Source organism: Dorea sp. 210702-DFI.3.125, from assembly GCF_020560945.1.
Taxonomy (GTDB): Bacteria; Bacillota; Clostridia; order Lachnospirales; family Lachnospiraceae; genus Dorea; species Dorea formicigenerans.
Genome location: NZ_JAJCNF010000017.1, coordinates 1 through 14,853, shown reverse-complemented (window position 1 = coordinate 14,853; position 14,853 = coordinate 1). Strand labels below are relative to the sequence as shown.

General features: G+C 38.6%; 12 protein-coding genes and 1 other annotated feature. Of the genes, 10 read left to right on the top strand and 2 right to left on the bottom strand.

Going from position 1 to position 14,853, the window contains the following annotated elements:
- Positions 1–118 precede the first annotated feature (118 nt).
- A complete protein-coding gene (locus LI164_RS09355; RefSeq protein ID WP_173785429.1) occupies positions 119–811 on the bottom strand; it encodes an RluA family pseudouridine synthase in 693 nt (230 codons plus the stop codon).
- Between the two features lie 246 nt (positions 812–1,057).
- Complete coding sequence (locus LI164_RS09350) at positions 1,058–2,119, bottom strand: uroporphyrinogen decarboxylase family protein (RefSeq protein ID WP_118447329.1); 1,062 nt, start codon at positions 2,117–2,119, stop codon at positions 1,058–1,060.
- A gap of 246 nt (positions 2,120–2,365) precedes the next feature.
- On the opposite strand from LI164_RS09350, the gene LI164_RS09345 reads away from it, so the two are divergent.
- From LI164_RS09345 to proS, 10 genes are all read left to right on the top strand, one after another.
- Complete coding sequence (locus LI164_RS09345; RefSeq protein ID WP_227078432.1) at positions 2,366–3,427, top strand: uroporphyrinogen decarboxylase family protein; 1,062 nt, start codon at positions 2,366–2,368, stop codon at positions 3,425–3,427.
- Positions 3,428–3,615: 188 nt separating this feature from the next.
- The gene (locus LI164_RS09340) at positions 3,616–4,884 is read left to right on the top strand and encodes an extracellular solute-binding protein (RefSeq protein ID WP_173785431.1); all 1,269 of its coding nucleotides are present in this window, start codon (positions 3,616–3,618) and stop codon (positions 4,882–4,884) included.
- Between the two features lie 18 nt (positions 4,885–4,902).
- Positions 4,903–5,769: a carbohydrate ABC transporter permease gene (locus LI164_RS09335; protein ID WP_173785432.1), complete on the top strand. Its 867-nt coding sequence runs from the start codon at positions 4,903–4,905 to the stop codon at positions 5,767–5,769.
- Positions 5,769–6,605 carry a carbohydrate ABC transporter permease gene (locus tag LI164_RS09330; protein ID WP_005335186.1) on the top strand — a complete coding sequence of 279 codons (837 nt, stop codon included), beginning with the start codon at positions 5,769–5,771 and terminating at the stop codon, positions 6,603–6,605. The genes LI164_RS09335 and LI164_RS09330 overlap by 1 nt, the downstream gene beginning before the upstream one ends.
- A gap of 2 nt (positions 6,606–6,607) precedes the next feature.
- The gene (locus LI164_RS09325) at positions 6,608–7,417 is read left to right on the top strand and encodes an acyltransferase domain-containing protein (protein WP_173785433.1); all 810 of its coding nucleotides are present in this window, start codon (positions 6,608–6,610) and stop codon (positions 7,415–7,417) included.
- Positions 7,418–7,656: 239 nt separating this feature from the next.
- Positions 7,657–8,958, top strand: a complete 1,302-nt coding sequence (locus tag LI164_RS09320) for a sugar ABC transporter substrate-binding protein (RefSeq protein WP_173785434.1) — start codon at positions 7,657–7,659, stop codon at positions 8,956–8,958.
- Positions 8,959–9,047: 89 nt separating this feature from the next.
- Positions 9,048–9,932 (top strand): carbohydrate ABC transporter permease, encoded by an 885-nt coding sequence (locus tag LI164_RS09315; RefSeq protein WP_227087029.1) that lies wholly within the window; start codon positions 9,048–9,050, stop codon positions 9,930–9,932.
- Between the two features lie 17 nt (positions 9,933–9,949).
- Complete coding sequence (locus LI164_RS09310; RefSeq protein ID WP_005335196.1) at positions 9,950–10,762, top strand: carbohydrate ABC transporter permease; 813 nt, start codon at positions 9,950–9,952, stop codon at positions 10,760–10,762.
- A 15-nt stretch (positions 10,763–10,777) separates the two neighbouring features.
- Positions 10,778–12,454 (top strand): DUF4091 domain-containing protein, encoded by a 1,677-nt coding sequence (locus tag LI164_RS09305; protein ID WP_173785435.1) that lies wholly within the window; start codon positions 10,778–10,780, stop codon positions 12,452–12,454.
- A 452-nt stretch (positions 12,455–12,906) separates the two neighbouring features.
- Positions 12,907–13,131: a binding site (T-box leader), on the top strand.
- Positions 13,132–13,318: 187 nt separating this feature from the next.
- The gene (gene proS, locus LI164_RS09300; RefSeq protein WP_005335210.1) at positions 13,319–14,761 is read left to right on the top strand and encodes a proline--tRNA ligase; all 1,443 of its coding nucleotides are present in this window, start codon (positions 13,319–13,321) and stop codon (positions 14,759–14,761) included.
- Positions 14,762–14,853: the final 92 nt, after the last annotated feature.

The following is a 14,853-nucleotide window of genomic DNA, read 5'->3' as shown; positions in this document are numbered from 1 at the left end:
GCATATCGTGGGATTGTCATCCCACTTTTAGGCTCATATTGGGGCGGATCCCAAGGTCTTTCATCCACTTATGAGCAAGCTCATGTGGATTTAGACCTTTTGACCCTGGTATCATATATTATACATAATGATCAAGTGAAAATGTCATTGCTTTCTTTGTGACAGGGTGCCTGAACTCCAACTGATATGCACAAAGACACAGTGGTGTGCGCCTCGCGGTCAGCTTCGGTGAGTCGGGGTTATACTTCGTGTCACCGATGATCGGGCAGCCCATACCGGAAAGCTGCACACGAATTTGATGATGGCGTCCAGTATCTAACTTGATTTTTAGCTGACTGGTCGCGACAGGAATTGCGAAAGCAATATCAGCAAAAAATGTAGTATCAACTAAATCATAATGAAGCTTTGCTAATTTGGCGTTTGCAGTACCTTTCTGACAGATTCTGGAAGTATTTGTTCTGGCATCTTTTACAAGGTAGTTTTCTAAATCAGCAGATGTTGGTTCTGGAGTTCCCGCAACTAATGCATAGTAATGCTTACCGAAGCCGGAAGTTGTAAGCTGCCGGTTCAGTTCCTTTGCGGCAGCAGGCGTCTTGGCGAAGACAAGAATTCCACTTACAGGCTGGTCCAGTCTGTGAATGACGGCAAGGTACGGCTCGCCGGATTTACCAGAAGTCATGCTAATATGATTTTTTAAAAGGCTCACCATGTCCGGGGAGCCAATGCGTTTGCTTTGAGTTGCAACTCCGGCCGGTTTGACACAGACCAGAATCTGTGTATCTTCGTATAAAATGTTGATGTTATTTGTCATGTCATATTCCTTTATAATTTCATAAAAAATAGTTCTTAGATCAAAAAATATAAGCATAGGTCAAGATTCAGATAGAGTCCTGACCTATGCTTATATTGAAATAAAAACGCAGGGTTGTCAAGAACATAAATAAAATGATAGATAATTGCTATAAATAATGTTTCAGATAAAAAGTTTTCGAGTATGAGTGCTAAAAATAAAGATACCGTGTGAACAGGAAAAACATAGAAGTTCACACGGTAATTTTTATTCCCAATTCGATGGCTGTACCGGGTATTTTGCACATTTTCTTGCTGCACTCATATAAGCATCAATGTTTTCCAGTGATGTCTGAACCGGAATATCACATCCAGGAGCAATCGTAAATCCGCATGGATTGTCCCAGCATTTGCGGAAGCAGTCGATGACAGCCTGTTCGATAGATTCCGGAGTGCCTCGCAGAATTTCAATTGGTGAGACATTTCCCATGATGGAAAGTTTGTCGCCAACAAGATCTTTGGCAACAGCAATATCTACGGCACTATCGATACTGACTCCGCGGATACCCATCTCAGGGAAGGTCTCCAGAAGTTTTGTGGTATCTCCACAAATGTGGAAACCAGAGCCGCGGCTGCCCCATTCTTTCCATTTATCCATAACTTTTACATAATAAGGAATGACAAATTCACGGAACTGTTTTGGTGACAGAAGGGAAGCCGTTGGCTCAGCAAGTCCGATTCCAATCTGATTCTCTACGAATTTACGTCCAACTTCAATCGTAATGTCCGCAGCAAAGTCCAGAAGTTTATGAAGTCCTTCTTTATCTTTTCGCATAGATTTTAGGATTATTTCAACACCGGCAAGGTTGGCAGCAGTTGTAAATGGTCCCATTAGACCGACTCCTGTGAAAATCTCATCGTTTAATTCGTCTTGAATAATTTGGACAGCCTCAAAAGCAGTCTGGGCATTCGGGTCATTTTCAAAGCGAATTTTTTCCAGATCTAATTGATCAATCTCAGAAAAATCTTTTAAAATATTTTCCTTAATCATAGGAATTCCGAGTGGATCGTATGTAGATTCTGCACCGAAAGCAACCGGGATTCCGTCAATACGGTAGTTGACACTTAAGCCATCTTGCCCGAAACGTTTGTAGCTTTCGATAAGCCAGTGAGCGCGTGATTTTGCCTCTACGAAAGCATCTTGATAAGATGCCCCGAAGTTCATTCCAATATATGGTGAAAATAACTTGATCGGCATACGGTCTACTGGTTTTCCTGCAAACAGGGCAAATGCTCGTTCTTTAGGGGTCATTTGATCATCTTTGTGCATAAGGATTACCTCTCTTTTTAGTGATATTTTTAGTATACGACAGAATGGAGGCAGGGACAAGGAAAGTGGATGAAAATGATATTGGAATAGATAATGATACACAAAATATATAGAGTATTTAAATACTAGTGTTAGCGCAAGGTGTGGTATAAAGTGCGGGAGACAGAAAGAAGAGTAGATTTATTGTAAAAATATGCTATACTATGTCCATGATTAAGAAAATATAAAAGCGGACGGAGAAAAGGTATGAAAATTGAGAAGAATGCGAAAGATCTGATGACACCAATTGAACGAAAGAAGGCAATTCAAAATGGTGAGAGGGCAGACCGAGTGATGGCGATGCCATTTACCAGCGAGTTTAAGTGCTATCTGAGTGGAATCAGTGTTCGTGATTTTTGGTTTGATGTAAAAAAAATGGCACAGGCAGAGAGAATTGTATTTAATCGTTACGGCTATGACCGAATTGTGATCGGACCGAATACAAGAGGAATCGTGGAAGCGCTGGGAGGGAAATTTATCTATCCGGAAAATGGAGTTCCATATGCCGATGCCCCAATGATATCTGATTATAAAAAGCTTGATGAGATGGAGCCGGTCGAGGCAAAGCGAGATCCTCGAATTGCAGTATTTATAGAAGAAGCGAAAATATTGAGCGAAGAGGCGCAGGGAATTGTACCGATTGAGGCAAGCATTGGCGGACCATTTACAATTACTTCTTCGCTTCGAGGGGTGGAAAAATTGCTTAGAGATTGCCGGAAATATGGAGAGGAAGTTCATCGGCTGATGAGAATTGTAACAGATAGTCAGAAAAGCTGTATTGATATGGCAACTCAATATGGACTTGGAATTGCCATGGCAGATCCGGTCGCAAATCCAGCATTGATTGGACCGAAAATGTATGAAAAATTCGTTTTCCCATATACAAAAGAGCTGACCGATTATGCATATGAAAAGACAGGACATAAAGTATCTCTTCATATGTGTGGAGACACAAGGAGTATTTGGAAATATCTTGGACAATATCAGTTAAATGAATTAAGCCTTGATAATATTATAGATATTAAGCAGGCGGCAGACGAGATTGGCAGTGAAGTACCGATTGCAGGAAATGTAGATCCAGTGAGCATTGTCATGAAAGGAACGAAAGAAGAAATTTTTACAGATGTGAAACGATGTGTAGAAATTGGAAGTAAGGCAAAGAAGGGATACACACTTGCAACGGGATGTGATATCCCAGAGACAACAGATCCACAGAAGATAGACTGGTTCATGGATGCAGCAAGAGCATGCGGGGAATATAAGGGATAAAATTATCCGTTTTTGCAATAGGCACTATATACTCATATTAATAAAAATTCAAACAAATGATTATAGATAAAGTGAATATAAAGTGATTATATATCGAAAATAGCAATTTGATGTAAAGACGAGAGATATGCTATTCTGTATATGTAGTTATGAAATATTTTCAAGAGAAAACGGGAGGAAAACACAAAATGAAAAAGAAAATTGTAAGCATGTTATTGGTTGCAGCTATGGTTGCATCAATGGCTGTTGGCTGTGGATCAAAGAATGATTCCGGAAGCAGTGACACAAAGTCTGATAAAGGAGAATCCATTACATTTATGGCGCCTGATTGGGCAATTCCATCTGATGATCAACTGGATGAATTTACAAAAGAGACTGGAATTGAGGTTGAAGTATCTGAAGTGGGCTGGGATGATATCCGTGAAAAACTGGCTACAGCTGCAACAGGAAATAAAAATGTTGCTGATGTAGTAGAAGTGGACTGGTCCTGGGTAGGAGAATTCAAGGCAGCTGGCTGGTTAGAGCCACTGAAGATTTCAGATGCAGATAAGGAAGATTTTCTTACATTAGATACATTTACAGTAGATGATGAAATTTTAGCACTTCCGTATTCCAATGATTATCGTATCGCATATTATAACAAAGACCAGTTTGCTAAAGCCGGAATAAATGAAGCACCAAAAACATATGCAGAAGTTTTGGAAGATGCAAAAGCATTAAAAGCATCTGGTGTTGATTATCCGCTTGCAATGTCTATGAATGCAGAAGAGAAAGCTGCAACAGGATTAATGTGGACAGCATTCCAAATGGACGGAGTTGTATGGAATGATGATGGAACATTTAATAAAGATGCCATTATGGATGCATTAAATTATTATCAGGAAGTTTTAGATGCTGATTTGGTTGCCCCAGAGGACAAGACAGCTTCTGGTATGGAGGCTTATATGAGAATTTGCAGTGGTACAGCAAGTTTTCTTGTAGGACCAACAATGTTTGTATCTAAGACACAAAATCCGGATGATTCAGCGGTAGTGGGACAGGTTGAACCGATTCTTGCTCCAGGTAAAGACGGAACAGCGAAAAAAACAATGGCTCTTCCAGAGGCACTTGGTGTTACTTCTACATCTGAGAATAAAGAAGCTGCTCAAAAATTTGTTGAATGGTATACATCTGCTGATATGCAGAAAGAATTAAATGAAACACTTGGAAGCCTTCCAACACGTAGTTCAGTATTAAAAGAACTGGTTGATGATGGAACAATTGCAAATGCAGGAGCCATGTTAGAAGCATCTGAGTTAATTTCATCTCCATTCCCGAATGGAGTACCAGCTTATTACGCAGAAATGAGCAGTGCAATGTATAACGCAATTAATAAGATGGCGCTTGGAGAATTGACACCGGAGAAAGCCTATGAAGAGATGTCTTCAGCATTAGATAAACTGCTTAAAGAACAATAAAATATAGGAAATACACATATGAAAAAAAAGATTTTACCATATCTTTTACTTACACCCATGATTTTGATCATGGGTGTATTAGTATTTTATCCCATTATTACAACTTTTGCGTATAGTTTGAAAAGATGGAAACTTACGGAGCCGGGAAATATTCATTATATTGGATTTAAAAATTATATAGATATTTTACAGTCGGATTCATTTAAATATAGTATGCAAAATACTTTATTTATTTTAGTGTTTGTAATTGTTTTTACAACGATAATTGGATATTTAGTTTCAGTATATTTGAATTTGGAATGTAAATGTGCTGGAATGTTACTTGCAATAGCAATTCTGCCATGGGCATTACCACCATTTGTAAATGGTATTTTATGGAAATTTGTATTTTTTTCAGGATATGGATTTTTAAATAAAATACTGATTGGTCTGGGGCTGGTAAGTAAACCGGTTCAATTTCTTGGTTCGCGCTGGCTGTTATTACTGGTTGTTTCGATTGTAGTTGTATGGCGTAGTGTGCCGTTTATGGCATTGGTATGCCTGGCTGGACGCCAGTCAATTCCGGATGCTATTTATGAAGCGGCGAAAATGGATGGAGGAACGCCAAGGAAGGTATTCTGGCATATTACAATGCCACTTATGAAACCATTTTTGGCATTGGGAATTACTTCAACATCAGTAACTGCAATAAATGTTTTTGATGAAATTGTAGCACTTTCAGGCTATGGAGATTTGGGGAAAAATATATTAATGGAGAGTTATTTGACTACATTTTCATTTTTGAATTTTGGAAAAGGTAGCGCAATGACGTATATTGTCTTATTTTTTGCATTACTTTTAGGAATATTCTATCTCCGAAATTTGAACAAGGAGGTGGATTATTAATGAAGTATGTGAAGAAAGCAGGATATATTGTTGCAACGATATTTTTTTTAGTTTTCACATTAGGACCATTTGTTTGGACTTTTGTTATGGCGATTACACCGAAAGCAGAAATGTTCTCAAATGTAGTTAGTTTATTACCGAGTCATATTACATGGAGTAATTTTCAGAATTTGTTTTCTGGCGGACGAAGAAGTGTTGCATACTTTACAGGTTTAAAAAATTCTCTTCGAGCAGTGATTGTGACGATCTGTATCGGTATGCCAATTGCTTTGGTGAGTGCATATACATTAAGCAGAATGGAGTTTCCGGGAAGGAAAATTATCAAAAATGCCTTACTTATTACGATGGTCATTCCGGTAATGGCAACTATTATTCCTCTGTATAAAATGTTTTCGGCAGGGCATATGCTGGATAATACATTTTGGCTGAGTATGGTTTATGTAAGTTCGTATCTGCCGATGGCAACGTGGATGATTATAAATTATTTTTCGACAATTCCAAAAGAGCTGGAAGAGGCGGCACACATTGATGGCTGCAGTCGAGGAAAAGCATTTTTTAAAATTATATTGCCATTGTCATATCCGATTATTTTGTCAGTGTCACTGATTATGTTCTTGAATACATGGAGCCAGTTTCAGATTCCGCTTATATTAGCCTCATCTATGGATACAAAACCTATGGCGATTGTTGTATCTGAATTTGTGACAAAAGACAGTGTAGAATATGGATTAATTGCAACAGCAGGTATTGTATCGTTGATACCACCTGCAGTAACAGCAATTATTTTCAGAAAGTATTTAATTTCTGGCATGGTAGGAGGTTCTGTAAAAGGATAATTATGACGATACAGGAAGTGATGCTGCGAATAGAAATACCAGAGGAAGTGCGGGAAAATATAGGAAAGTACAGTTTGTCTGAGAAGGAGTTTTATGAATGGAAACATTTATTTGAAAATGATTTTGAAATATTTTTAAATAAATGGCGAGAAACTCAAAAACATTTTCAATGGGTTTTATGGTTCTATCTGAAGCTGACATGTGAAGTCCATGAAATGTATAAGGAGAAAGATATCAGCGAAGAGATATTTCATGATACGTTTTCTGATATCACGATTTGGTGTAAAGAATGTTATCGGAAATACAAAGTATATGGACTGGAAGAAGTGGAATGGGTTGCAAAGTCTATTCGAATGGAGTTGTTCCGTCTGGGAAGACTTCAGTTTGAACCACTTATTTTGGATCAGAAGTTGGCACAGAAATACCATTTGCCGAGTGGAGAAAAAGTGTTGAATGTTCATATACCGGCTGGAGAAAAACTGGATTACTGTGAATGTCAAAAATCTTTTGAATCAGCTAAGAAATTTTTTAGTAACGAAGATGTGATATTTATTTGCGATTCATGGCTTTTAAGTCCGGAACTGAGAGAGATATTACCAGAGACAAGTAATATTATTCGTTTTCAGAAAATGTATCATATTGTAGAGGTACATTATGATTTCCCGCAGGCAGAAGAAAGAGTATTTGGGGAAATTCGAGAGAACAAAGATGCATATCTGGAAGAAAATAGTCTTCAGCGAGGATTGAAGCAATATCTTCTGGCCGGTAAAAAAGTTGGAATTGGCAGGGGAATAATCATAAATGAAAGATAAAGACTTGTTGATTGATAATGAAAAGATTTCAGAAAACATATAGAAAATGCAAGTGTTTTTTGATAAACGCCCAAGTTGTTCACAAAAAAATCTGTAAAAAAAATCGTTTATTTAATTTTTAAATAAATGAAAACCGTTTATTTAAAACTCCTATTTGTGATAAGCAAAAATAGCATGTATAATCTATAAGTGATGATTTAAAAAAATATAAGTACGATTAATGGAGGGGAAGCACGAAAATGAAAAAGAAAATTGTAAGTGTTCTGTTAGTTGCTGCTATGGCCGTATCTATGTTTACAGGCTGTGGAAGCAAAAGCGACAGCAAAAAATCTGACAGCAAATCTGGCGAGAAGACATTAGAAGTATGGGTACCACCACTTGATGATGCTACAGAGAAGAACTGGGGAGATCTTTTAAAAGACTGGGAGAAAGAAAAGGATTGTAAAGTAAATCTTACAGTTATCCCATGGGACAAGTACGAAGAGACTTATACAACAGCTCTGAATTCAGGAGAAGGTCCGGACGTTGGATATATGTACAACGAGATGTTCCCAACATACATCGATGCAGGTGCAGTAGAGGATATGTCTTCTTACGTTACAGATGAAGATAAGAAAGAGTACAAATATCTTTCTAATGGTAATATGATGGATGGACAGTATGGCTGGCCATTAGTAACGGGAGTTCCATTCGTGTTATACTATAATGAAGATATTTTAAATGCACTTGGAGAGAAAGCACCTGAGACATGGGATGACTTTGCAAGAATCTGTCAGGAAGCTACAAAAGATACTGACGGAGATGGAAAAGTTGACCAGTATGGTTTTGCTTGTGGAATGAATACAAGTGATATCGGAGCAATGCAGATTCTGAATGCATACTACTATAGCGCATTATGGCAGAACGGTGGACAGGTTTATAATGACGACCTGAAATCTGTAAGCTTTGCTGACGAGGCTGGAAAAGAAGCAGTTACATGGTTAAAAGGACTTACATCTTACATGAATGAGGACTTTATGTCACTGTCATGGTCTGACGCATTTTCAAATGTATTCGGTGCCGGAAAAGCAGCATTCGGAATTACACGTTCTTCACAGACAGATGGAACAACATTTGCAGAGACATATCCGAATTTGAACTGGAATTTTGTAACTTCACTGAAGAACAAAGACTTTGGAACATTTGGAGCAACAGATTGTCTGACACTGATGTCTGCATGTGAGGATAAAGACCTTGCTATGGACTTCATCAAATATGTAACAGGTTCTGAGTTCATGACAGCATATCATGCAAAATGCCCGGGAGCTGCACTTACAGAGAGTGAGCCATATGTAGGTGATGAGAAGATGGAGAAAATCTATACAGAGGATAAAGACAAATGGCATGGAATTCAGGCTGGTCCTTGTGGAACACAGATCCTGAACCAGCTTGCAGCTGATTTCCAGGGAATTATGAGCGGAGAGACAAGCGTTGATGAAGGCCTGAAAGAGGCTGAAGATTATGCAAATGGACTGTTAGATGAATATTGGGCAAATAAATAAAAGATAAATGCATAATAGTCGATGCCTGCAAGTTTTGCAGGCATCTTTTTGCACTATTGATGATTGCGCAATAAGATGAAAGGACGATTATGAATAAAAAGAAAATAGCAAATCTGGCACCATATGGTTATATTACGCCGATTACAGTAATCCTGATCGGCTTTGTTATTGTGTCAGTCATCATATCAATTGTACTTAGTTTTACAAGATATAATATCATGACACCGCCAACATTTTATGGATTGAAGAACTATGAGAGGCTGGTAACAGATACAAAGTTTATGAAAGCACTTTTTAACACATTAAAATTAATGGTTATGATCGTGCCGTTACAAATGATTTTATCCCTCATAGTTTCTATATTTTTGGTTAGTCATCGCCATATGTTAATTGGCAAGATTGCAAATAGTGTTATTTTCATTCCGGTACTTTGTTCCAATGCGGCAACAGGTGTTATCTGGAGAGAATTGCTGAACGGAAAAATTCCGGCAGTAGAAACATTTTTTGGCTTGTTTGGGATCAAGGCATCTATGTTACTTGGAAATGCTAAGACAGCACTGGCGGTTGTTGCAGCAGTGGCCATTTGGAAAATGTTAGGGTATTATGTAGTTATTTATTCTTCAGGGTTACTTGGGATTTCAGAGTCATTTTATGAAGCTGCAAAAGTAGACGGTGCAGGAACGGTGACAAGATTTTTTCGGATAACATTGCCAATGTTGAAACCGACGATTATATTAGCAGTGTTCTTATCAATTACCTCATCATTGCAGTGCTTTGATTTGATTTACACGATGACGGGGGGCGGACCGAATAATGCATCTACAACATTGGTGATTTATGCATATTCCTTGTGCTTTGCAGGTTCCAGCTCCGCGGGATATGCAATGGCAGTTTCCAATATATTATTTGTTGTAATTCTGGTTATAGCAATGTTGCAGCGTGGAATGATGAAGCGTGAAGCATCAGAGATATAGAAAGGGGGAAATATAGGATGAAAAAAGTAATTAATAAGATCTTCATATATATATTTATGTTGATTATTATATTTATCAGTGTGATTCCATTTGTTTATATGGTAATGATGTCTTTTAAATCAACAACGAATGCTTATGATTTTGATTTTTCATTGGAAAAGCTGACACTGATGCAGTATCAGAAAATATTTTCCCTGGCTAATTTTCCCAATTACGTATTTAACAGCGTGTTTGTTGCAGTTGTCGGTGTAATTCTTACGGTAACAGTATGTTCACTGGCAGGGTATGCATTTGCAAAGATGGATTTTAAAGGAAATGATAAGTTGTTCATCTTTTTAATCATGACAATGGTCGTTCCGTCAGAGGTTATTATTATTCCGTTATTTTTGATTATTAAGAATCTGGGTTGGTTAAACACTTTTAAAGCGCTGATCTTGCCATTGCCGACAGCGTTTGGTGTATTTATTATGCGGCAGGCCATTCTGGATATTCCGGATGACCTGATCAATGCAGCTAAAATAGATGGCTGCGGACGTTTGCGTATTTTCTTTAAAGTGGTATTGCCGATGGTGAAATCATCTATTATAGCCCTGTCTATTTTTACATTTGTCGGAGCATGGAACAACTTTTTATGGCCGATGGTGTCTTGTTCAAAACAGGAAATGAAGACGTTGCCATTGGCACTTGGTATGATGAAGACATTGTATAATACAGATGTAGGTCTGACTATGGCATGTGCAGTTATCAATTTCCTGCCACCATTTATTTTCTATGTATTTATGCAGAGTAAATTCAAAGAAGGAATGACGTTGAGTGGAATCAAAGGATAGAGGGGAAAATAAAATATGAGTATTTTTGACCAGAAAGTAATTAAATATGAAATGAAACCACTGAGTTCTCTGGAAAAGGTATTCCCAGATGAGACTCCGGTATACCGTATGGAATGTCAGATGTTAAGTGGTCTGTGGGGAGAGACGGTATCGTTTCAGGTGGCATATACCGGTGATTTTGTAATGCGTGAGCGATTAGATGTGCGCGTAGTTTCTGAGCTTGCAGAGCATGTTCATGTGAGGACGGTGGAGATGGTTCCGGTCGGGCGTGCGACAAATGGAATCGTAGATGATAATTATCTGAAGACGACTTCTGGATTGTATCCGGATCTTCTTAAAGATTTAAAGGACGGAAAAGTGATTGTCTATTCACGCCAGTGGCGCAGCCTTTGGGTGGATGTGGATATTACAAATGAGATTCCGGCGGGAGAGTATGGGATAGAGCTTCAGCTTATCAAAGAAGGTGAAGTTGTATGTAGTGCAAAACAGAAAGTGACAGTTATCGGAACGGAACTTCCGAAACTGGATATTATGCACACAGAATGGATGCATGCAGATTGCCTGGCGGATTATTATCATGTAGAAGTGTTTTCAGAGGAACACTGGAAACTTCTGGAAAATTACTTCCAGGAATATGTAAAACGTGATTGTAATATGATGCTGACCCCGTTATTCACTTCGCCGCTTGATACTGCAATTGGACTTGAGAGAACGACTTGTCAGTTGATTGACGTAGAAGTAAAAGATGGAGAGTATGTATTTGGATTTGAGAAGCTGAAGCGCTGGATCGATCTCTGTAAGAAATGTGGAATCGAGTATTTTGAAATGTCACATTTGTTCTCGCAATGGGGAGCAAAATATGCACCGAAGGTTGTTGCAACTGTAAATGGAAAGAAAGAGAAGATTTTTGGCTGGCATACACCGGCGGTCGGGGAATATACAAAATTCCTTGAGAGTTTTCTTCCACAGTTGACAGCAAAGCTAAGAGAATGGGAAATTGCAGATGTGACTTATTTTCACATTTCAGATGAGCCAAGAGAAGAACATTTGGAGTCTTATAAGGCTGCAAAAGAATCCCTTGGAAATATGCTGGACGGATTTCACACATTTGATGCATTATCCAGTTATGAATTTTACCGTCACGGTCTAATTGACAAGCCGGTTCCGGGAAATAATGAAATTGAAGAGTTTCTTGCAAATGGTCTGACGGATATGTGGACTTATTACTGTACAGGACAGTTTTATGAAGTAAGTAACCGTTTTATGTCCATGCCGTCTGCGAGAAATCGTATTTACGGTGTGCAACTGTATAAATATAAAATTATTGGAGTATTACATTGGGGATATAATTTTTATAACAGCCAGTATTCCATTGAACACATTAATCCATATGAAGTGACAGATGCGGCCGGAGCATTTCCGTCAGGAGATCCATTCCTTGTATATCCAGGTGAAAATGGACAGCCGGAAGAGTCGCTTCGTATGATGGTACATGACGAAGCTATGACAGATCTGCGAGCACTGAAATTACTGGAATCTTTGACAAGTAGAGAGCATGTCATGGAGTTGATTGAAGGAAATCTTCCGGAGCCATTGACATTCAAGCGTTATCCAAAATCCGATATGTATCTGATTCAGTTAAGAGACAGGGTGAATCGTGAGATCAAGGAACTCACGGCTGAACGGAAATAAACCGGAAATAAACAGAGTGTCACTTGGTGAGAGATGGACGTGATTAGAGAGACAGATGTGATTAGAGAGACAGATGTGATTAGAGAGACAGATAAGACGCAGCTACCGAAACAAGCAAGTTGAAGCTGTCGAAATAATCAAGTTGAAGCTGCCAAAATGGGAATATAAATTGTTTATAGAGAACATTTATATGAATAAAAAAGCAACAATTTGTTGCAAAATATCAAAAAATTCCGAAAACATGATATAATAAATCACCAACGTAAAGGGTGATTGAATCACAATCACAAACGGTAATTCAACCGAGAAAAAAGAGAGAAGTTGTTCATTCAAAATCTTCTCTCTTTTTTATGGCATTTATTAACGCGCAGGATTACAACGCGCAGCATTATGTAGTATACATCTTGACAAAGTGCATGGGATAGATTAAAATTATGAGCAAATTGAAATACTTTTTGGCGATGAATGGAATTAGTACATGTAAGCTGGCTCAGAGAGGACATTATATGGTGCGAGGTGTCTGCTATGAACTGCATGGAACCGGTCCTGGAGCCTCTGCATGAAAATGCAGCGTCTGACCAGCGTTAATGGAGAATGGAGAGAACTGTGCTGTCTGATATTTGCAACATAGCTACAGTTAATTTAGGGTGGTACCGCCGGAGCTTTCGGTCCCTGATATGGGGAGATGAAGAGTCGGCGGTTTTTTATATAATAGATAATTACATTTTTATTAAATTATATGAAAAGTTCCCGGCAGAAAAAGTAACTCCTCGGAAATAAAACATTTCCTGTAAAGATACATTTTTGAAATGGAAATGAACAGAATTTTACAGAAATAAAAGAACAAGAAAAAGGAGAATTGTGATGGCAAAGGATAAGAAATTAGTAAAAAATATCACATCACGTGATGAAGATTTCGCACAGTGGTATACAGACGTTGTGCGAGAAGCACAGTTATGTGATTATTCAAGCGTAAAAGGATGCTTGAACTACCTTCCAAATGGATTTGCAATCTGGGAGCTTATAAAAGCTGACCTTGACAGAAGATTTAAAGAGACAGGTGTAGAAAATGTATATCTTCCATGCCTGATTCCAGAAGCACTTCTTGAGAAAGAAGCAGATCATATCGAAGGATTTGCACCAGAAGTAGCATGGGTAACACACGGTGGAATGGAGAGACTCCAGGAGAGATTTTGCGTAAGACCTACATCTGAGACATTGTTCTGTGACTTATGGGCAAGAACAGTACAGTCTTACAGAGATTTACCAAAAGTATGGAACCAGTGGTGCTCCGTACTTCGCTGGGAGAAGACAACGAGACCGTTCCTTCGTTCCAGAGAATTCTTATGGCAGGAAGGCCACACGATTCATGCAACATATGAAGAGGCTGAACAAAGAACAATCCAGATGTGGCAGATTTACAAAGACTTCTATAAAGAGACAATGGCTGTACCATTTGTAGCAGGTAGAAAAGCAGAGCATGAGAAATTTGCAGGAGCTCAGGATACTTATACAGTAGAAGCACTGATGCACGACGGAAAAGCACTGCAGTCCGCAACAAGCCATTTCTTTGGAAGCGGATTTCCGGAGGCATTTGGAATTCAGTATATCGACAAAGACAATCAGCTTAAGAATGTTTACGAGACATCATGGGGATTGTCCACAAGAAGTATCGGAGCGCTTATCATGGTTCACGGTGACGATGACGGACTTGTTATCCCACCGCACCTTGCACCAGTTGAGTGTCGCGTAATTCCAATTGCTCAGCACAAAGAAGGAGTACTGGAAAAAGCAAATGAATTGCTTGATGAGCTGAAAAAAGCCGGATACAGAGTGAAGATTGATGATTCAGAGAAGAGTCCGGGATGGAAATTCTCAGAGCAGGAGATTCTCGGAATCCCAACACGTATTGAAATCGGACCAAAAGACATTGAAAATAATCAGGTTGTAGTAGTACGTCGAGATACCCGCGAGAAGATTGTTGTGTCCTTAGATGAAATAACAACAAAACTTCGTGAGATTCTTGAAACAATCCAGCAGGATATGTACAATAAGGCAGAAGAGTTCCTGAAAGCACACATCGATACAGCAGTAACGATGGACGAGATGAAAGAAAAATTCGCAGCAAACCGCGGATTCGTAAAAGCATGTTGGTGTGGAGATCCAGTATGTGAAGGCGAAGTGAAATATGAGACAGGCGGAGCTGCTACAAGATGTTTGATCGAAGATGAACCGATGATCTCTGATAAATGTATTTATTGCGGAAAACCAGCAAAACATATGGCATATTGGGGAAAATCTTACTAGAAAGAAACACAATTCAATTGGGGACGGAGTTTTTTTAAAAACAATGTCATTAAGTTAAGGATTTTAGTAGTGTGAAAAGTAGTTTTTTACTT

Bases quoted from the DNA above. Each gene is read 5' to 3' on its own strand.
- LI164_RS09355 (WP_173785429.1), bottom strand. From the start codon at position 811: ATGACAAATAACATCAACATTTTATACGAAGATACACAGATTCTGGTC.
- LI164_RS09350 (WP_118447329.1), bottom strand. From the start codon at position 2,119: ATGCACAAAGATGATCAAATGACCCCTAAAGAACGAGCATTTGCCCTG.
- LI164_RS09345 (WP_227078432.1), top strand. From the start codon at position 2,366: ATGAAAATTGAGAAGAATGCGAAAGATCTGATGACACCAATTGAACGA.
- LI164_RS09340 (WP_173785431.1), top strand. From the start codon at position 3,616: ATGAAAAAGAAAATTGTAAGCATGTTATTGGTTGCAGCTATGGTTGCA.
- LI164_RS09335 (WP_173785432.1), top strand. From the start codon at position 4,903: ATGAAAAAAAAGATTTTACCATATCTTTTACTTACACCCATGATTTTG.
- LI164_RS09330 (WP_005335186.1), top strand. From the start codon at position 5,769: ATGAAGTATGTGAAGAAAGCAGGATATATTGTTGCAACGATATTTTTT.
- LI164_RS09325 (WP_173785433.1), top strand. From the start codon at position 6,608: ATGACGATACAGGAAGTGATGCTGCGAATAGAAATACCAGAGGAAGTG.
- LI164_RS09320 (WP_173785434.1), top strand. From the start codon at position 7,657: ATGAAAAAGAAAATTGTAAGTGTTCTGTTAGTTGCTGCTATGGCCGTA.
- LI164_RS09315 (WP_227087029.1), top strand. From the start codon at position 9,048: ATGAATAAAAAGAAAATAGCAAATCTGGCACCATATGGTTATATTACG.
- LI164_RS09310 (WP_005335196.1), top strand. From the start codon at position 9,950: ATGAAAAAAGTAATTAATAAGATCTTCATATATATATTTATGTTGATT.
- LI164_RS09305 (WP_173785435.1), top strand. From the start codon at position 10,778: ATGAGTATTTTTGACCAGAAAGTAATTAAATATGAAATGAAACCACTG.
- proS (WP_005335210.1), top strand. From the start codon at position 13,319: ATGGCAAAGGATAAGAAATTAGTAAAAAATATCACATCACGTGATGAA.